Source organism: Mesorhizobium sp. M1406, from assembly GCF_040317555.1.
In the GTDB taxonomy this organism is placed as follows: Bacteria; Pseudomonadota; Alphaproteobacteria; order Rhizobiales; family Rhizobiaceae; genus Mesorhizobium.
The window spans coordinates 139,542-158,490 of sequence record NZ_JAMYKW010000010.1 but is presented as its reverse complement, the minus strand read 5'-3'; the positions used below and the strand labels follow the sequence as shown (position 1 = coordinate 158,490).

General features: G+C 62.8%; 17 protein-coding genes, 1 tRNA gene and 2 pseudogenes. 5 read left to right on the top strand and 15 right to left on the bottom strand.

Annotation, left to right across the window (positions count from 1 at the left end):
- The 10 genes and pseudogenes from NKH03_RS12170 to NKH03_RS12125 form a co-directional block, all read right to left on the bottom strand.
- A pseudogene (locus tag NKH03_RS12170) lies at positions 1–184 on the bottom strand (GMC family oxidoreductase); the annotation flags it as partial.
- 5 nt (positions 185–189) lie between these two features.
- Complete coding sequence (locus tag NKH03_RS12165; protein ID WP_352863249.1) at positions 190–1,305, bottom strand: ABC transporter ATP-binding protein; 1,116 nt, start codon at positions 1,303–1,305, stop codon at positions 190–192.
- Positions 1,306–1,309: 4 nt separating this feature from the next.
- Positions 1,310–2,254: a carbohydrate ABC transporter permease gene (locus NKH03_RS12160; RefSeq protein WP_352863250.1), complete on the bottom strand. Its 945-nt coding sequence runs from the start codon at positions 2,252–2,254 to the stop codon at positions 1,310–1,312.
- Positions 2,251–3,207, bottom strand: coding sequence for a carbohydrate ABC transporter permease (locus tag NKH03_RS12155; RefSeq protein WP_352863252.1), 957 nt, complete (start codon positions 3,205–3,207; stop codon positions 2,251–2,253). Before NKH03_RS12155 ends, NKH03_RS12160 begins: the two co-directional genes overlap by 4 nt.
- Positions 3,208–3,296: 89 nt before the next feature.
- A complete protein-coding gene (locus NKH03_RS12150; RefSeq protein WP_352863254.1) occupies positions 3,297–4,550 on the bottom strand; it encodes an ABC transporter substrate-binding protein in 1,254 nt (417 codons plus the stop codon).
- A 58-nt stretch (positions 4,551–4,608) separates the two neighbouring features.
- Positions 4,609–6,120, bottom strand: a complete 1,512-nt coding sequence (locus tag NKH03_RS12145) for an aldehyde dehydrogenase family protein (RefSeq protein ID WP_352968551.1) — start codon at positions 6,118–6,120, stop codon at positions 4,609–4,611.
- 9 nt (positions 6,121–6,129) lie between these two features.
- Positions 6,130–6,906, bottom strand: a complete 777-nt coding sequence (locus NKH03_RS12140; RefSeq protein WP_352968550.1) for an enoyl-CoA hydratase/isomerase family protein — start codon at positions 6,904–6,906, stop codon at positions 6,130–6,132.
- The gene (locus NKH03_RS12135; RefSeq protein ID WP_352968549.1) at positions 6,899–8,500 is read right to left on the bottom strand and encodes an acyl CoA:acetate/3-ketoacid CoA transferase; all 1,602 of its coding nucleotides are present in this window, start codon (positions 8,498–8,500) and stop codon (positions 6,899–6,901) included. The genes NKH03_RS12140 and NKH03_RS12135 overlap by 8 nt, the downstream gene beginning before the upstream one ends.
- Positions 8,497–9,513, bottom strand: a complete 1,017-nt coding sequence (locus NKH03_RS12130; RefSeq protein ID WP_352968548.1) for a Gfo/Idh/MocA family protein — start codon at positions 9,511–9,513, stop codon at positions 8,497–8,499. Before NKH03_RS12130 ends, NKH03_RS12135 begins: the two co-directional genes overlap by 4 nt.
- The gene (locus NKH03_RS12125) at positions 9,510–10,568 is read right to left on the bottom strand and encodes a LacI family DNA-binding transcriptional regulator (protein WP_352877856.1); all 1,059 of its coding nucleotides are present in this window, start codon (positions 10,566–10,568) and stop codon (positions 9,510–9,512) included. Before NKH03_RS12125 ends, NKH03_RS12130 begins: the two co-directional genes overlap by 4 nt.
- Before the next feature lie 240 nt (positions 10,569–10,808).
- On the opposite strand from NKH03_RS12125, the gene NKH03_RS12120 reads away from it, so the two are divergent.
- Positions 10,809–11,963 (top strand): dihydrodipicolinate synthase family protein, encoded by a 1,155-nt coding sequence (locus NKH03_RS12120; protein WP_352968547.1) that lies wholly within the window; start codon positions 10,809–10,811, stop codon positions 11,961–11,963.
- A gap of 228 nt (positions 11,964–12,191) precedes the next feature.
- Positions 12,192–12,401, top strand: coding sequence for a hypothetical protein (locus tag NKH03_RS12115; RefSeq protein ID WP_352968546.1), 210 nt, complete (start codon positions 12,192–12,194; stop codon positions 12,399–12,401).
- Between the two features lie 149 nt (positions 12,402–12,550).
- Here NKH03_RS12115 and NKH03_RS12110 read toward each other — a convergent pair.
- Positions 12,551–12,625: transfer RNA gene (locus NKH03_RS12110), tRNA-Val, on the bottom strand.
- A 116-nt stretch (positions 12,626–12,741) separates the two neighbouring features.
- On the bottom strand, positions 12,742–13,104 hold the full coding sequence (gene cpdR, locus NKH03_RS12105; RefSeq protein ID WP_010911372.1) for a cell cycle two-component system response regulator CpdR: 363 nt from the start codon (positions 13,102–13,104) through the stop codon (positions 12,742–12,744).
- 163 nt (positions 13,105–13,267) lie between these two features.
- On the opposite strand from cpdR, the gene NKH03_RS12100 reads away from it, so the two are divergent.
- Together NKH03_RS12100 and hisN are read left to right on the top strand one after the other, a co-directional pair.
- Complete coding sequence (locus NKH03_RS12100; RefSeq protein ID WP_352968545.1) at positions 13,268–14,209, top strand: N-formylglutamate amidohydrolase; 942 nt, start codon at positions 13,268–13,270, stop codon at positions 14,207–14,209.
- Positions 14,210–14,564: 355 nt separating this feature from the next.
- Entirely contained in the window at positions 14,565–15,338 is a 774-nt protein-coding gene (gene hisN, locus NKH03_RS12095) for a histidinol-phosphatase (RefSeq protein WP_352968544.1), read from the top strand.
- Positions 15,339–15,347: 9 nt separating this feature from the next.
- On the opposite strand, the pseudogene NKH03_RS12090 reads toward hisN, so the two are convergent.
- A pseudogene (locus NKH03_RS12090) lies at positions 15,348–15,603 on the bottom strand (AraC family transcriptional regulator); the annotation flags it as partial.
- Entirely contained in the window at positions 15,588–16,565 is a 978-nt protein-coding gene (locus NKH03_RS12085; RefSeq protein ID WP_352968543.1) for an alpha/beta fold hydrolase, read from the bottom strand. The pseudogene NKH03_RS12090 and the gene NKH03_RS12085, both read right to left, overlap by 16 nt.
- A 479-nt stretch (positions 16,566–17,044) precedes the next feature.
- Between NKH03_RS12085 and NKH03_RS12080 the strand changes: the two genes are divergently transcribed.
- On the top strand, positions 17,045–17,512 hold the full coding sequence (locus NKH03_RS12080; protein WP_352863269.1) for an Hsp20 family protein: 468 nt from the start codon (positions 17,045–17,047) through the stop codon (positions 17,510–17,512).
- Between the two features lie 70 nt (positions 17,513–17,582).
- On the opposite strand, the gene NKH03_RS12075 is transcribed toward NKH03_RS12080, so the two are convergent.
- The gene (locus NKH03_RS12075; protein ID WP_352968542.1) at positions 17,583–18,632 is read right to left on the bottom strand and encodes a threonine aldolase family protein; all 1,050 of its coding nucleotides are present in this window, start codon (positions 18,630–18,632) and stop codon (positions 17,583–17,585) included.
- Positions 18,633–18,949 lie beyond the last annotated feature (317 nt).

The window sequence follows — 18,949 nt, the reverse complement described above, 5'->3', positions numbered from 1 at the left end:
AAACCCCCTGCGGCCGTTCGGGGCGGTCGACGACGTGCCACCGCGGGCCCCCCTCCTGCGGCGTCGCGGCCTGCGGCCCGCACCCCCCCCCCACCAGTCGGGCGCCGCCGCGGCCGGCAAGGCCGGAGGCGATCGTTGCGCCGCCTATGCCGGAGCCGATGATGACGATGTCCGGATTTGTCATGGCCGTCAGCGAATGCGGCTCTCGGTCGCCGGATCGAAGAACACAGCCTTTGTCAGGTTGAAGGCGAGCGGCGTGTTGGTGCCCGGCTGGATGTTGGCGTCGGCACGCAGCCGCGCCACCACGCCCTTGCCTCCGAGATTGGTGACGGCGAAGGTGTCGGAGCCTGCCGGTTCGATGACCTCGATGTGACAGTCGGCGGTGGCGATGTTCGACGCATTGCGCTCGGCTCCTTCCGGGTCGGTCAGCGCTTCAGGGCGGACGCCGAAGATGATCGGCTTGCCCTGGAATGCCGACAGGCCCGCCGGTGCATTGGCCATCGGCAGGTTGATCGGCTCGCGCGCCTCGCGCTGGAGCACAACGGACAGCGCGTTGCCGTTGGTGCCGATGGTCGCCGGGATCAGGTTCATCGCCGGCGAGCCCATGAAATCTGCGACGAAGAGATTGGTCGGGTTGTTGTAGATTTCGGCTGGAGTGCCGAACTGCTGTACCTCGCCGTCGCGCATGACGGCGATCTTGGTCGCCAGCGTCATCGCCTCGATCTGGTCGTGGGTGACGTAGACGATGGTGGTGCCGGTGGTGGCGTGCAGGCGCTTGATCTCGATGCGCATGTCGACGCGCAGCTTGGCGTCGAGGTTGGACAAAGGTTCATCGAACAGGAACAGTTTGGGGTCGCGCACCAGGGCCCGGCCCATTGCGACTCGCTGGCGCTGGCCGCCCGAAAGTTGGCTCGGCTTGCGCTGCAGCAGGTGACCGATCTGCAGCACCTTAGCCACCTTGTCGATCGCCTTCTGGCGCTCCACCGCCGGCACGCCGCGCATCTCCATGCCAAACGAGATGTTTCCGGCCACCGTCATGTTCGGGTAGAGCGCGTAGCTCTGGAACACCATGGCAATGTCGCGCTTGGAGGGATGCAGATCGTTGATCTGGCGGCCGTCGACGCGGATTTCACCCGACGTGATCGTCTCCAGCCCGGCGATGGTGTTGAGCAAAGTGGATTTTCCGCAGCCGGACGGGCCGACCAGCACCAGGAAGCCGCCTTTCTCGAGCTCGACATCGATCCCTTTCAGAATCTCGACCTGGCCGAAGCGCTTTCTCAGACCATCAATTTCCAGAAAAGCCATCAGATTATCCTTTGACGGCGCCAGCCATGAGACCGCGCACGAAGTAGCGGCCGGCGAGCACATAGACTAGAAGGGTGGGCAGAGCCGCGATCATCGCGGCGGCCATGTTGACGTTGTATTCGACGACGCCGGTCGAGGTGTTGACGACGTTGTTGAGCGCCACCGTCATCGGCATCGAGTCGCCGGTGCCGGCGTAAGCCGAGGCGAACAGGAAGTCGTTCCAGATGTTGGTGAACTGGTAGATCACCGTGACGACGAAGATCGGCATCGAATTCGGCAGCATGATGCGACGGAAGATCTGGAAGAACGAAGCGCCGTCCACCTGTGCCGCCTTGACCAGTTCGGTCGGGAACGCCTCGTAGTAATTGCGGAAGAACAGCGTGGTGAAGCCGATGCCGTAGACGACGTGGACGAAGACGAGGTTGACCGTCGGGTTACCGAGGCCGAAGCTCGTGCCGACCGAATTCCGCAGCATGACGCCGAAGCGGCCGAGGCTGCCCAGGATGGTTGCCATCGGCAACAGCACCGACTGGAACGGAATGAAGCAGGCGAACAGCATCAGTCCGAACACCAGCGTCGCGCCACGGAAGCGCCATTTGGTCAGCACGTAACCGTTGAGGGCGCCGAGCATCGTCGAGATCAGCACGGCCGGAACAACCATCTTGATGGAGTTCCAGAAATAGCCCTTGATGCCGGCGCAGGTGAGGCCGACGCAGGTCTCCCCCCAGGCCTTGAGCCATGGATCGAAGGTCGGCGCCTGGGGCAATGCCAGCATGTTGCCGTTCTGAATCTCGTCCATGGTCTTGAACGAGGTGACCAGCATGACGAACAGCGGCATCAGGTAGAACAGCGCAAACAGCGCCAGCAGTCCGTAGATGACGATGCGGTTGACGATCTTGACGTTGACGACGCCTGAAGCCTGACGGGCGGGAGTGGTGACGGCGCTCATCGCGGCTTCTCCCTGAGTTCCGAATAGAGATAGGGCACGATGATGGCGACGATGGTCATCAGCATGATCACGGCGCTGGCCGAGCCGACGGCCATTTCGTTGCGCTTGAACGTGTACTCGTACATGAAATTGGAGGGCAGCCAGGCCGAGCCGCCCGGTCCGCCGCTGGTCAGAGCCACGACCAGATCGTAGGATTTGATGGCGAGGTGTGCGAGGACGATGAAGGCCGACAGGAAGATCGGCCGCAGCAGCGGAATGACGATACGGCGGTAGAGCTGGAAGGTGGTGGCGCCGTCAATCTGCGCCGCCTTCATGATCTCGCCGTCGATGCCGCGCAGGCCTGCCAGGAACATCGCCATGATGAAGCCGGAGGCCTGCCAGACGCCGGCGATGACCACCGTGTAGATGACGAAATCCTTGTTCTTGATCCAGTCGAAATGGAAGCTCGTCCAGCCCCACTGATGCAAGGTCTGCTCGAGGCCGAGGCCGGGGTCGAGGAACCATTTCCAGGCAACGCCGGTGACGATGAAGGACAGCGCCATCGGGTAGAGATAGATCGGCCTCAACACGCCTTCGCCGCGGATCTTCTGATCGAGCAGGATGGCCAGGAACAGGCCGAGCGCCAGGCAGATGAAGATGTAGAGAAAGCCGAAGATGCCCATGTTGGTGATCGACGTGTACCAGCTCGATGGCGGGTCGGTGTCGAAGGTCCAGCCCCACAGCCGCTGATAGGCGCGCGGGCCGGTGATGACATAGGATGGGAAGGTCTTGGAATTGGTGAAGGACAGATAGATCGTCCACAGGATGAAGCCGTAGACGAAGACGATGGTGATGGCGAAGCTCGGCGCCAACACGATCTTAGGCAGCGCATCCTGCAGGCGCGAGCGCACCGAGGCGCGCGGGCGCGCGTGCTCCGGCGTCAGCTTGATCTGGCTTGTCGCTACCGTGCTCATGAGGCTCCTCCCGTCGACACGCGGCCATCCAGCTTCGCGGATCGGAGCCTTCCCCGCCGGAACGGGGAAGGCGTTTTTGTGTGTGGCGCTTACTTGGCGTCGTCGATGGCCTTGACCAGCTCGGTCACGGCCTCGTCCGAGGTCTTGATCTGACCATGGACGAACTTGGAGACGACATCCTTGTAGGCATTGGCGACCGCCGGAGGCGCGCCATAGCCCTGGGCCAGCGAACCGAACAGCGTGCCGCCCTCGTTGGCTGCCTTCAGGTCGGCGATGCCCTTCTTGCCGCAAGCGTCGAAGTCGGTGTCCGGAACGTCGGTACGAGCCGGAACCGAACCCTTGACGACGTTGAAGGCCGACTGGAAGCTCTTCGACAGGGTGGCTGTGGCCAATGCGATCTGGGCGGCCTTGCGGTCGTCCGGAACGTTGAACATGCCGAACATATCGGAGTTGTAGACCACCGAGCCTTCGGTGCCCGGGAAGCGATAGCACAGGAAGTCCGTGCCCGGCGTTTTCTTGGCGGCGTTAAACTCGCCCTTGGCCCAGTCGCCCATGACCTGCACAAGGGCATCGCCCTTGATGACCATGGCGGTGGCAAGGTTCCAGTCACGGCCCGAGAAGTTCGGGTCGACATAGGTGACGAGCTTGGCCAGGTTGTCGAACGACTTCTTCATCGTGTCGGACTTCAGGGACTCGTCATCGAGGTCGTTGAAGGCCTTCTTGTAGAACTCAGGTCCGCCGGTCGACAGCACGACCGAGTCGAACATGGTGGCTTCCTGCCAGTTCTGGCCGCCGAGGGCGAGCGGGATCACGCCTGCCGCCTTGGCCTTGTCGAGCAGGGCAACGAAGTCGTCGAAGGTCTTCGGCTCGGTGCCGCCGATCTTGTCCATGACGGCCTTGTTGATCCACAGCCAGTTGACCGAGTGGACGTTGACCGGAGCCGCGACCCACTTGCCTTCATAGACCGAGAACTTCTGCAGGGCGGCCGGAACGGACTTGTCCCAGCCTTCCTTCTTCGCCGTCTCGGTCAGGTCGCCCATGACGCCGGCCGCCGCATAGTCGAGCACGGTGTAGCCGAGCATCTGCGAGGCGGTCGGGTAATTGCCGGCCGCGACCATTGCCTTCAGCGCGGTCATGGCAGCGTCACCGCCACCGCCGGCCACCGGCACGTCCTTCCAGGCGTAACCTTCCTTGGCTAGGTCACCCTTGAGCACGTTGAGAGCAGCCGCTTCGCCGCCCGACGTCCACCAATGCAGCATCTGGACTTCCTTGACGTCCTCGGCATGAGCCGCGAAAGCCAGACCCGATGCGAGAGCCGTTCCGATAAGCAGTTTGCGCAACATGTACTTCCTCCCTTGTTGCATTACACGACCGGTGGAAGCCCACCGGGTTCTTCTCAACTCAGCCGACCCACCATCCGGTGCGTTGGCCACGATGAAACTGGATTGTCTTTTCTTCGGTATAATCCTCAACGGCGCGTTTGCCGAGTTCGCGTCCGAGACCGGACTGCTTGTAGCCTCCGAAAGGCAGTTCGGGATAACCTTCCATGAATGTGTTCACCCAAACGGTCCCCGAACGCACCCCACGCGCCACCGACATGCAAGTGTCGATGCTGGCGCTCCACACGCCCGCCGACAAACCATAGGGCGTGTTGTTGGCGATGTGCAACGCCTTTTCAATCGATTCAAAAGTCAGCACCGAGAGCACCGGTCCGAACACTTCCTCGCGCGCTATGGCCATATCCTCGGTGACGCCGCGGATGATGGTGGGATCGAGGTATTGGCCGGCATTGGAGGCCAACTGCTTGCCACCGCTGTAGACGCTGCTGCCTTCGTTGGCAGCTGCCGCCACGTAATCCGCCACCTTGGTCAAATGGTCGGATGAGATCATCGCGCCGACCTTGGTCTGGTCGTCGAGCGGATCGCCGACCGTCACCCTGGCCGTGAGCGCCTTGACAGCGCTGAGAAAATCGTCGGCGATCGCCTCGTGCACGATCAGCCGGCTGCCGGCATTGCAGCATTCGCCGGCGTTGAAGAAGCCGCCGAACACCGCCGCGTCGGCGGCCGCATCAAGGTCGGCGTCGGGGAAGACGATCTGGCCGTTCTTGCCGCCGAGCTCCATCGAAACTTTCTTCAGCGACTGCGCGGCCGAGGCCATCGTCATCTTGCCGATGCGGGTGGAGCCGGTGAACGACACCATCTCGACCAGGGGATGGCTGACCATCGGCGCACCGACATCAGCGCCGAGGCCGGCGAGAATGTTGACCGCGCCGGCGGGCAGGCCGGCCTGCATCAGGATATCGCCGAGCACAAAGGTCGAGGCCGAGGTCATCTCACTCGGCTTGACCACCGCCGTGCAGCCGGCGGCGAGCGCGAAGGGCAGCTTCTGGCTGACGATCAGGAAGGGGAAATTCCACGGTGTGATGATCGAGACGACGCCGATCGGTTCACGCAGCACGACACCCAGCATGGCATCGCCGAGATTGGCGTAGGATTCGCCGTGCAGCGTGCGGGCGAGCGATGCGGCATAGCGCCAGATGTCGACGGCGCCGCCGATCTCGCCGCGCGCCTGGGCGATCGGCTTGCCCGATTCCAGTGCGTCGAGCCGGGCGATCTCTTCCAGCCGCGCCTCGATCAGGTCGGCCGCCTTGAGCAGGATCGCGGCACGTTCGGCCGCTTTCATGCGCGGCCACGGGCCGGTTTCGAACGCCTTGTGAGCAGCCTGCACCGCGGCTTCCACTTCGCCCTCGCCGGCTTGTGCATAGTGCGAGACGGTGAAGCCGTGGCCGGGGCTATTGCGAGCAATCGTGCGGCCGTCGCGGGCATCGATATGCTTGCCGTCGATCAGCAGCCTGTAGGCTTTCGGCGCCGCGGACGCCTCGGCCGGCATGGAAATCTTGAGGGGTGCGTTCATGTGTTTCCTCTAGGATCTCGAAAAGGCCGGCTTCTGCTTGGCCTTGAAAGCACCGACGCCGGCCTTGAGATCGCCCGTCATGGCGATTAAGCCACTGGCCAGCGCTTCAGTGGCGGCGGCACTTTCCTCGCCTTCGGCGACAGCGATCATCAATTTGGCGGCTTCCGTCGCCAGCGGACCGCGCTCGGCGATCTTTTCGGCCCATGCCTTGGCTTCGTCGTGCGCCTCGCCGGTCTCGACCACCCGGTCGACCACACCCAGGGCCAGTGCTTCAGGGGCGAGAAAGATCTCGCCGCCCAGTGCCATGCGGCGCACCGTCTGCGCACCGAAGCGGCGCACGGCGCGCTGCGTGCCGGACCAGCCGGGAACAACGCCGATCGAGGTTTCGGGAAAGCCCAATTTCACATGTGTTTCCGCGACGCGGAAATCACAAGCCACAGCCAGTTCCAGCCCGCCGCCCAGCGCATGGCCGGACAGAACGGCGATGGTCGGTTGCCTGAGCCGCGCCAGCCTGTCGAAGACGCGATGGCCATAGCGCACCCATTGCACCTGGAAATCGGCGGCACTCATCCGCGCCCAGGCCTCGACATCGCCGCCGGCGCAAAAGCCCTTGCCTTCGCCGCGCAGCAGCACGACGCGTACGCCTTCCGCCATCTCGGCCGCGTCGAGCGCCGTCTCCAGCGCCCGCAGCATCGGGATGTCGAGCGCGTTGAATTTCTCCGGCCGGCGCAGCGTGACGATGCCGATGGCACCACCCTGCTCGAAGGTGACGAGACGCTCAGCCATGCGCGCCTCCGAGCGAGGCGGCGCCATTCAGCGACAGGCCCATCGGCTGGTCCAGGTAGAGCGCGCTCGGTGTCGTCTTGAGGTCCTTGGTAATGCCTAGCGGAAATTCGGCCTGCGCCAGCACATCGCGCTGCAGATCGATGCCGGGTGCGAGTTCGGTTACCACCAGCCCGTCCGGCGTCAGCTTCATCACGCAGCGCTCGGTGACGTAGGTGATGTCCTGTCCCTGCGCGACCGCGCGCTTGCCCGAGAACGAGATGTGCTCGACCTCCGCGACCACCTTCTTGACCTTGCCCTCCGCGTCGATGCGGATGCCGCCATCGGCCAGTGACAGCTTGGCCCCGGCATTGAAGAAACCGGAGAAGACGATCTTCTTCGCCCGTGCGGTGATGTCGACAAAGCCGCCGGCACCGGCGGTGACGTGCGGCCTTGCCGAAAGCTTCGAGACGTTGACCGAGCCGTGGCGGTCGATCTGCAGGAAGGACAGCAGCGAGGCATCGAAGCCGCCGGCCTGGAAGTAGATGAACTGGTGCGGCGAGGGCATGAAGGCGTCGGCGTTCGATGAGCAGCCGAATTTGAAGTCGAGCAGCGGCACGCCGCCGACCGCGCCCTGTTCGATCACCCAGGTGACCTTGCCGTGCTGGCCTTCCTCGAGAAGGATGCGCGGCACATTGGCGGAAATACCGAAGCCGATGTTGACGGCCATGCCGTCGCGCAGCTCCATGGCGACGCGGCGCGCGATCACCTTCTGGACGTTCATCTCTGGCGTGCGGAAGCTCGACAGCGGCCGGAAGATCTCTCCGGAGATTGCCGGATCATAGGGTGTCAGTGTCGTCTGCAACTGGTCTGGCGCAACGACGATATGGTCGACCAGCACGCCGGGAACGCGTACATCGTGCGGTTTCAGTGTGCCATTTTCGACGACGCGCTTGACCTGCGCGATGACGACGCCGCCATTGTTGCGGGCGGCGAGCGCCTGTTCCAGCCCGCCGAGATAGGCGCCCTCATGCTCGTAAGTGAGGTTGCCGCGCTCGTCGGCGGTGGTGGCGCGGATGATCGAGACATCAGGCACGATCGAGCGGAAATAGAGCCATTCCTCGCCATCGAACTGCTGCACCGAAACGATCGGCTCGCTGGCGGCGGCGTTCATGGCGCACCCCTGGTGTCGGGGGTCGGCGAAGGTATCGAGACCGACCTTGGTCAGCACGCCCGGCCGCTTGGCGGCGGCTTCGCGGTGCATATCGAATAGGATGCCGGACGGCACGTTGTAGGCGGCGACCGAATTGTCGCCAATCATCTTCCAGATCTGCGGCGGTTCGGAAGAGGAGGGGCCGGACGGATAGGAGCCGCACAAAGTCCGCTTCAGCAGGCCGGGTTTGGCCAGATGGTCGATACCCCTAATGCCATACATGTCGCCGGCGGCGATCGGATGCAGTGTGGTGATGTTCTTTGGGTGGCCTTCCCCATCGAAGCGCTCGCCGATGGCGGCCAGCACGGCGTCCGGGCAGCCGAGGCCGCTGGATGAGGACACGGACACGACCATGCCGTCCTTGATCAGGCCGGCGGCTTCAGCTGCGGAAACGACCTTGCTCAATTCATGCTCCCGAGTTTCGGGTCGATCTTGACGGACTTGCCGGAACTGGCAGATTGCAGCGCTGCTTCGGCAGCGGTCAGCGACCAAATGCCGTCCTCGCCGGTGGCGGAGGGCTGACCCTCGCCACGGATCGCGGTGTGGAACTGGCGCACGGAGCGCGCATAAAGATGCTCGCGGTCGAAGCTCAATTCCTCTTCGCCTGCCGCGGTGCGAAGCATCACCGAGCCGACCGGCCTCTGTGTCATCACGTTGCCGGCAATCAGCGAGCCTTCCGAGCCATGCACCTCGAAACCGGTGCCGGCGAATTTGGTGGTGAAGCCCTCGTGCGACTGGGCAATGACGCCCGATTTGAAGCGCCAGATGCACATGGCGCCATCTTCCAGCCCGCTGCCGGCCATGCCGGCCGACTGGGTGAAAGCAGACACCTCGACCGGGTCGTCGCCGAGCACGAAACGCAGCGTGTCGGCGTCATGCACGGTGATGTCGAGCACCACACCGCCGCCTGCCTCGGGCTTGGCAATGCGCCAGCCCTGCAGGTTTTCGGGCAAATAGACGGAATGGAAGACACGCGCGGCGATCGGCTTGCCGATGCGGCCGGCGGCGATCGCCTCGCGCATGGCGCGATGCGCGCCGGCGTTCCGCAGATGATGGTTGGTGCCGAGTACGACGCCAGCGGCCCTGGCGGCAGCGACCATCGTGCGCGCATCGGCACTGCTCAGTGCCAGCGGCTTTTCGCACAGAACGTGCTTTCCCGCCTTGATCGCGGCGAGCGCCTGCTCGAGGTGCAATTCGTTGGTGGTCGAGATGTAGACGGCGTCGATGTCGGCGCCGAGCAGGGCATCGAGCGTCGAGACGGCAAGCGAAATGTTGTTTTCCCTGGCATAGGCCGTGGCTCGCTCCAAGCTGGAACTCATCACCGCCGCGATCTCGCCATCGCCTTGCGCACGGATGGCGTTGATCATGAACTGTCTGGCGATCGTGCTGGCGCCGATCAACCCCCATCTGACGCTCATGCCGCGTCCCCCGAACCCGCGGGCCTGTTTCGGGCGCGGCGATCCGGGCCGCAGCTTTCCCTGACCACGAGATTGACCGCGCCGATATGATCCTCGGCCCGCGTGGTGCGCGACTGGATCATTTTCAGCATCACATGGGCGGCACGTTCGCCGAGGCCCGCCGAGTCCACCGCGACGCTGGTCAGAGCCGGCATGTAATGCTCGGCCTCGGCCACGTCGTCGAAGCCGACGATGGCGAAATCAGCGCCCGGCTCCAGCCCACGCTTGCGCAGAGCCAGCATGGCGCCAAAGGCAACGGCGTCGTTGAAGCAGAGTGCCGCGGTCGGCGGTTCAGCCATCGTGAGAGCGGTCTCCAGGCACGCGATACCACCTCTGCGGCTGGTCTCGCCTTCGACGACAAGCGCGTCACCGGCGGCAATGCCCTGCGTCTCGCAGGCTTCGCGAAATCCGCCAAGCCGCTCGTGATAGACGACCAGATCGGACGAGCCGCCGAAGAAGACCAGCCGGCGATGTCCCTTGCCGATCAGATGAGCGGTGGCGAGATAGGCACCGCGATGATTGTCGGGCGCGATCACGGGGATGCGGCTTTCCGGTAGCCGGCGCATGGCGAAGACCACCGGCAAGCCCGCCGTCTCGATCCTGCGGAAGGCGCCCGGCGTCGTGCCGCGCGCCGGCGACACGATGAGACCGGCGACACCTTGCTCCATCAGCGACTTCAGCACTTCTTCCTGGCGCACCGGATTTTCCGCCGTGTTGGCGATGAATGGCACGATGCCGGCCGACTGAAAGACGCGTTCCATGCCGACCGCCAGTTCCGCGAAGAAAGGATTGGTGAGATCGTTGATGACCATGCCGATGACATTGGAGTGAGCCTTGCGCAGATTGGCGGCGCCGCGGTTGTAGACGTAGCCGACATCCTCGATCGCCTTGCGCACCTTGCTTGCGGTCTCAGGCCGGATCAGCCCGCTGCCCTGGAGCACGAGCGATACCGTCGATTTGGACACGCCCGCTTCGCGGGCGATGTCGAATATCGTCGCCTTGGCCCGGCTGGCCATTCAGATGCACCCTTCCGATTTGATGGTCAAATCTATTGGAACGTTCTAATCATCGCATCGATCCCGAGTCAATCCGGATTTTTTAATGGTGCTGAATGATCGACTGTATGCGCTCAAACGGCATGCCGTATAAGGCTTTCTGTGTTGCAATGCAGCATTCGCCCGTAAATGAACTCTGAATCTTAAAGCTTCTTGATTTATTGGAACGTTCCATTTATAGGCGCGGGAAAGGAGAGATCGATGGACATTTCCTTGCCTGGTGAGGATGGCCGCAGCGCCCGCTACGCGCTTGCCGGCCAGCCGGTGCAGCCTGTGATCGGCGCGCGGTTTTCGCGCATCGCCTATGCCGCCGCGCATGTCGTTGCCGATCCGCTTGCGATGACCGATCCGTGGTCCAGGCCGGCGGTCGACTGGGACAGGACGATGGCGTTCCGGCGCCATCTGTGGCGGCTCGGCTTCCGCATCGCCGAGGCGATGGACACGTCGCAGCGCGGTATGGGCTTCGACTGGACAAACGCTCAGGAACTGATACGCTGCTCGATCGCCGAGGCGCGTACCGTCGACGGCGCCGACCTCGCCTCGGGCGCTGGGACCGATCATCTGGCGCCGGCCGCTGTCAGGACGCTCGATGACGTGATCGCCGCCTATGAGCAGCAGTTCGCTTTCATCGAAGGGCTCGGCGGCAAGGCGATCATGATGGCCAGCCGGGCGCTCGCGGCGACGGCCAAGGGCCCGGATGACTATGCGCGTGTTTACGACCGCATCCTGTCCCAGGCATCCGGCAAGGTCATCCTACACTGGCTGGGCGACATGTTCGATCCGGCGCTCAAGGGCTATTGGGGCAGCAGCGATTTCGAGGCCGCGCTCGACACAGTCGTCGCCATCATCGAACGCCACGCCGACAAGGTGGCAGGGATAAAAATCTCGCTGCTCGATGCCGGCAAGGAGGTCGCGCTCAGGAACCGCCTGCCGGAGGGCGTCGTCATGTTCACCGGTGACGACTTCAACTACCCCAAACTGATCGCCGGCGACGAGCAAAGGCATTCGCATGCGCTGCTCGGCATTTTCGACGCCATCGCGCCGGTCGCCAATGCAGCCTTGGCGAAACTGGCGGATGGGAACCGCGCCGGCTATGACGCATTGATGGCGCCGACCGTGCCGCTGTCGCGAAAGATCTTCGAGGCGCCGACCGAATATTACAAGGCCGGCATCGTCTTCATGGCCTGGCTGAACGGCCATCAGGACCATTTTGCGATGGTCGGCGGCATGCAGTCGGCGCGCGGCATCCGTCACTATGCCGATGTCTTCCGCCTTGCCGACCAAGCCGGATTGCTGGCCGATCCGGAATTGGCGGTTGCCAGGATGAGAAGCCTCTGCGCCGTCGCGGGTGTCTAGGTCCGCGACGAGGCTGGCCCTCGAAGCAGTCGGTCGTGCGGGACTTGCTGTCACGCGATCGCCGAACCTGCCTCAAATGATGGCTTGCGCGCATGGGGGTCTCATCGGCCCCTCCGTCGTCGCGCGGGCACGGAATAATATTCGCATAGGCAATTTCTTTTGAACCAATTTCTCCCGAGGTGCGACCAAGCGATGTGTCCAAACATGGTCCATCAAGTAGAACGTCTCATGTTTACTGTTTCGAGAAACGTCCTTTTGGCCGCCATCGCCGTTTCGGTGCTGGCCGGCTGCAAGACAACCAGTCCCAGGGAATGCGACAGGCTGAAGCCCGGCGTAACCTACAACGGCAAATGCCGCGGCACCGGCGAGCCTTGTCGCGAAGGCAAGGGCGGCACGCCGGACAGGCCGGGAAATAGGCCCGATCCAGAGCCGAATTGATCTGAGCCACTGTGGCTCGTCCCGGTCACGCCGGGACGGGCGCGTTGCGTGACCGAAAACATCCGTCGCGCCCAGCTTCCCTTGCGAAAGACGTCAGCCGGCTCTGTCGAGCCAGGGTGCCGCTTTAAGATCTGACTGTCTGGATTGGATGGTGGGCGTGACAGGGATTGAACCTGTGACCCCTGCAATGTCAATGCAGTGCTCTCCCGCTGAGCTACACGCCCATCCGAAGCCGCGCATACACCATTTTTGATCCAGCGCGTCAATAGCAGGAAAAAGGAAAGAAGGCGTCGTCTCGCCGCAGTGGCGAAGAGGTGCGGCGCCTCGCTTGGAAAGCGGCTCAGGCCGCGTGCAGCATCTTCTCGACCTCGTTGACGAGGTCGCGCAGGTGGAACGGCTTCGACAGCACCTTGGCGTCTTTCGGTGCCTTGGAATCCGGGTTCAGCGCAACGGCGGCGAAACCGGTGATGAACATGACTTTCAAATCAGGATCGATCTCGGTGGCGCGGCGTGCCAGCTCGATGCCATCCATCTCCGGCATGACGATGTCGGTCAACAGCAGCGAGAACGGCTCCTCGCGCAGCCGCTCATAGGCGCTGGCACCATTGTCGAAATCGCTGACCTGGTAACCCGCGCGCTCAAGCGCCTTGACGAGGAACCGACGCATATCGTCGTCGTCTTCCGCCAGAAGAATGCGTGCCATGATATCCCGTCCGAATCACCCGCCCGAGGTTGCCGTTGGGCAAGCCCGTTAACCATCCTGTATATGAGGAGGTGAGGGTAAACATCAAGTGAACGCGGAAGGCGATGATCCATATTTGCCCCGGCTGCGCGGCCGCTGAAATGCTGGACACGCGGCCAGCAAGGTGGCACTTTCACATGATGATGCACTGGTGTTTTCGGGTTCGTTCAAATTGAAGACGGCAGCCGAGGATTTTTCGGTCTTTCCACCCTTCGAAATCCGGTTGGGCGCCGAGCAGCGCGTCCCCTTCCTCTTCAACTCACCGCATAGCGGCCGCCACTATCCAGAACGCTTCCTGGCCATGGCGAGGCTGGACCGCAACGCCATCCGCCGATCGGAAGACTGTTACGTCGATGAGCTGTTCGGCGGCGCCGTCGCGCTCGGCGCACCGATGCTGGCGGCGAATTTCCCGCGGGCCTATCTCGACGTCAACCGCGAGCCGTGGGAGCTCGATCCGCGTATGTTCGCCGAGCCGGTGCCGTCCTTCTGCAATATCCGCTCGGCGCGGGTGGCCGGTGGACTTGGCACGGTGCCGAAGCTGGTCGGCGAGGGGCTCGATATCTATCCCGGCCGCTTGCCGCTGGCCGAAGCGGTCGCCCGCATCGAGGCCGTCTACAAGCCTTATCATGAGACGCTGAAGCGGCTTTTGACCAGGACTCATGCGCGTTTCGGCTTTGCCGTGCTGATCGATTGCCACTCGATGCCGGCGAGCATCCGTGTCGGCGACAGCGGCCTGCGGCCCGACTTCATCATCGGCGATCGTTTCGGCATCTCGGCCACCGCGGCCCTGACCGAGACCGCGATCGGCCTGCTCACCGCCATGGGCTATACCGTCGCCCACAACAAGCCTTATGCCGGCGGCTTCATCACCGAGCACTATGGCCGCCCGGCGCGCCATCTGCATGCGCTGCAGATCGAGGTCAATCGCGGGCTCTACATGAACGAGCGGACATTCGAGAAGGCAGCCGGCTTCGACGCGCTGGCCGACGATTTGGCGCGATTTTCAGCAGACCTGATGTCGATGCCCGACCATCATTTCGTCGACCTGCCACTGGCCGCGGAGTGAAATCCGCCTTGTATGCCATGTCGTTGCCCATGCTTTTGGGCGACATGCATTGGAAATCGCGGCGTAAAAAAAGACCGCATCGTTTGCACGATACGGTCGAAGTCTAGGGAGGAAACGCCCAAGGAGGGCATGGACAGGAAAACCTGTCCGAGGATGAGGGTATTGTGCGCTGCACAAATGTCAAGCGACCTTCAGGCTTTTTTAATTCACTCTGATGTGGAAATTGCGTTTCGACGATGCTTGTGTGACATCCAGGCAACAGATGGCGCTGCGGAAAAATCGTCGGACACCCTTGTTTTGGCACAAAACTGGCGGCAGAGCACGGCTCGAGCATGCTGCAATGCGGGAGAATCAGTTGGACATCAGCATCGATTTCATGCGCCGCATCGCGCAGGCAGCGGCGGCGGAGACCTTGCCGCGCTTTCGCAGCCAGGGGACTGTCGCCAACAAGGAAAAGGGCAGTTTCGACCCGGTCACCGAGGCCGATCGCGAGGCCGAGCGCGCCATCCGGACGCTGATATCGGCGCGGTATCCCGACCATGGTATCCTCGGCGAGGAGCACGGCAGCGAGAACATTTCGAGCCGGCATGTCTGGGTGATCGACCCGATCGACGGCACCCGCGCCTTCATTTCCGGCCTGCCGGTATGGGGGACGCTGGTTGGGCTGATGGTCGATGGCGATGCTGTGGCCGGCATGATGTCACAGCCCTTCACCGGTGAGCTTTTCTACGCCAACGCCTCCGGCTCTCACTATGAGGGTCCAGGCGGTCCGCGAAAACTGACAACCCGCAAGACGACGAAGCTGGCCGAGGCGACGCTGTTCACCACCACGCCGGCACTGTTCAAGGACGAGGCGCGCAATCGCTACGACCAGTTCGAGAAACAGGTTCAGCTCGCTCGCTACGGCACCGATTGCTACGCCTTTGCCATGATCGCGTCGGGAAGCGTCGATATCGTCGCCGATCCCGGTTTGAAGCCCTACGACATCGTGGCGCTGATCCCGATCATCGAGAAGGCCGGTGGTGTCGTCACCACATTCGATGGCGGGCCAGCGGAACAGGGCGGTGACGTGCTCGCCGCAGCAACGCCGGAGCTTCACGCGGCTGCCATGGCCGCCTTGCGCGGCTGATATTATATTTCAGCGCGACCTTATCGAGCGCTGGAATTCCGCTGGCGTGCGGCCGTAAACCTGTCTGAAAGCGGAACTGAAATGGCTGTGGCTGGAGAGCGCGCGCCAGCCGCAGGCGCAGATGGTAGCGGTAGAGCGGCATGGCCTCGACCTGCTGGAAGACTTGCGTTAGATAGACCGGCGAGACGCCGACCTCGGCGGCAATGTCAGCCAATGTCCAGCGCCGTGACAACCAGCGATCGGCGCTTATCAGGCAGTCGGGTCGTCGCTGCCGGGAATGAAGGCATCGAAGGCGGCGAGCAACTGCTCACGGTAGATGTCGGCTTCCTGCAGGATTTCGTGACGGGAACCGTCCATCATCAGCAGCGAACCGAGCCGCAGACGCCTGGCGTAGGCTTCCACGGCCTTGGTCGAGACGACCTGATCGGCGCCGGCCGCGATTATCAGCAGCGGAATCTGGATCCGAGCCATGAAATCGGGATCGCTGACGGCTTCAGAGGCTTTCGCGGCTGCCCGCAGCCAGCGGATCGTGGGGCCCCCAAGTGCCAGTTGCGGGTACTCTTCGTAGATCCGCGTGTTGCGCCGATAGCGCACCGGGTCGCTCGTCAGCTTGTTGGTCTCGAACGGGGCCGTCACCTTCGGCCGCGGGCCCCAGGCGGCATAGAGCCGGCCGAGGCCGAGAGCGCAAAACAGCGAACACACGCGGCGAACGGTCGATATCGAGACCGGCAGATCGGGCAGCGTCAGGAAGGGCGCGATCAGCACCATGCGCCGCACGCGGTTCACCATCGACCGCGCGGCAAGCAGGGTGATCAACGCGCCCGCCGAATGCGCCAGGATGTAGTAGGGACCCCGGCAGTCGGGCAGCACGATCTCCTCGAAGAACTGTTCGAGGTCCGCGGTATAGTCGCCGAAGCTCCTGACATAACCGCGCTGGCGATCGCGGATCAGCCGATCGGAATCGCCCTGGCCGCGCCAGTCGAGGGTGGCGACGCCAAAGCCGCGATCGGCGAGGTTGCGGATGGTTTCGAAATATTTCTCGATGCACTCGTTGCGGCCAGACAGCAGGACCACGGTGCCCTTCGTCGGGCGAGCGACCGCGCCGAACAGGCCGTAGCGGATATTCTTGCCGTCGCGCGTGGTGAAGAAGCCGGCGGAAGCGTTTTCCGGCCGCGGATTGCCCTCAATTTCGTGAAAAAGGGGGTTGTCGTTGAAAAGATCCGTCATTCGGCGCTTCGTGTTTGGCGTCTCGCATGCCTGCCTGTGCCGGCCCGCTCGCTAAGGTGATAGACGCCCATGCGCCAAAAGCAAAGCAATTCACGGCAACGGGGGCTGCAACGGGGAAGGCCGGAAGCCGCTTGAAAGCATGCTTCCGGCCTCTGTCGATCCGGGAGGAAGGGACGTTGACACCCGGTCGGCCTCGTTGCGGTGCCTGTTGTGCAATCGGCGCCGCCAATCCTTGATCCTGGAATGTACTTTAGCGTCGGTTGTCTGAACACGCGCCGAAGCGACGGTTCATCTGCCGTTCATCAAGGCACCAGCCGCACGGCTTCTTTGCCACCGGATGTAATCTTGAAATGCATTCGAGCGCTCCCCAAATGTCTGATGCGGCCGCCAATGTTGGGGCCGCTGGTCCAGCCGAAACGCCGCTCAAGGGTTTCGCACCGGCCATGCGCAAGCCATGTTGCTCAACAGGAGAACACCTCATGCGTCACGTTGATTTTTCCCCGCTTTATCGTTCGACCGTCGGCTTCGACCGTCTCTTCACCATGCTCGATTCGCTTGCGCAGCCGGATGGCGCGCAGACCTATCCGCCCTACAACATCGAGCGCACCGGCGAGGATTCCTATCGCATCTCGATGGCGGTTGCCGGCTTCTCGGACGAGGAAATCTCGATCGAAGCCCATCGCAATGTGTTGACCGTGAAGGGTGAGCGCAAGGACGAAGGCACCGGCGAAGGGTCCGAACTGCTCTACCGCGGTATCGCTTCGAGGGCTTTCGAGCGCCGCTTCCAGCTTGCCGATCACGTCGAAGTTGTCGGCGCCGCGCTGAAGAATGGCCTGCTCTTCGTCGACCTCACGCGCAACATTCCCGAGGAACTGAAGCCGCGCAAGATTGCGATCACCTCGGCTCCGGCCAAGGCCAAGCAGATCGAAGCCAAGTCCGCCAATTAAACCTGTAGCCTCCCAAGGCAAAGGCGGCGCCGAAAGGCGTCGCCTTTTTTGTTGTCCGGGACATCGATTATCAAGCGATCAACTGACCAAAGCGGTCGACTTCCCCTGCCGTGGTGGCGAAGCTGGTGACGAAGCGATAGAGCAGCTCGTCCTCGCTGATGTGGCCGTCAAAGCCATGTGGCTTATGCCAGTCGTAGAAGGCAGCGCCGGCTGCCTGCAGCTTTTCGGCGTCGGCTTTCTTGATCACCGCGAACACCTCATTCGCCTGCGGCAGCCAGGCCAGCTTTGCCGTGGCCGAATCCTCGATCGCCGCCGCAAGGCGCGCGGCCATGGCGTTGGCGTGGCGGGCGGTGTCCAGCCACAATCCATCCTTGAAATAGGCCTCGAACTGCGCCGCGACGAAGCGCGATTTCGAAAACAGCTGGGCGGCGCGCTTGCGCAGGAAGGCCAATTCCCTGGCGCGGTCGAGATCGAACAGCACGATCGCCTCCGCGCACCAACAGCCGTTCTTGGTGCCGCCGAAGGAGAGGATGTCGACGCCGCGTTTCCAGGTCATTTCGGCTGGCGTTGTGTCGAGCGCGACGAGCGCGTTGGCGAAGCGGGCGCCATCCATGTGCAGGGGCACCGAATGTCGTTTGGCGATCACCGAGATCGTCTCGATCTCATTTAGCCCATAGATGGTGCCGACCTCGGTCGACTGGGTGATCGAAACGGCCATCGGCCGTCCCCAATGGACGATTTCGGGCGCGAAACGGCCGATGGTCCGTTCCAGATTGTGCGGGTCGATCTTGCCAAGCGCGCCATCGATCTCATGCAGGCGCGAGCCGCCGGAAAAATATGACGGCGCGCCGCATTCGTCCTCGATGACATGCGATTCGCGGTGGGCGAAGGAGATGCCGCCAGGCTTGTTATAGGCGGTCAGCGCCAGCGAGTTGGCGGCAGTGCCGGTTGCGACGAAGAACACCGCGACCTCGCGTTCGAAAATCTCATTGAATCGCTGATAGACTGCCTGGTCGAGCGCACCGTCGCCATAGGCGTTGGAAAAGCCGCCGGCATTGGCCGACAGGCCAGCAACGATATTGGGATGGGCGCCTGCCCAATTGTCGGAAGCGAAGAACATGCATCTGCCTATGTCTAGGGAATCGGGGTTTTGGGGAAATCGGGGTTTTGGGGAAGTCAGCCTGAACTTGACCGGTTTCGCGTGCTGATCGCAAGGGGCCAGGCGCCGGAAAATCGGTAACGCCAGCCAAGGCTGGCAGGGCAGAGGTTGGCGACTGAACGTTACGTTTTTACCCGGCTTCACGTAATTTTCTGTCGCGAAAGGCCCAAGTTTTTTGTGAATCGGTCTTGTATGCGTACGGGATTTCTGTCATAAAAATTTAGGACAGTAGTGCTGTCTTATTTTGTCGCACAAAACGAGCTGGATTGGCGTATCAT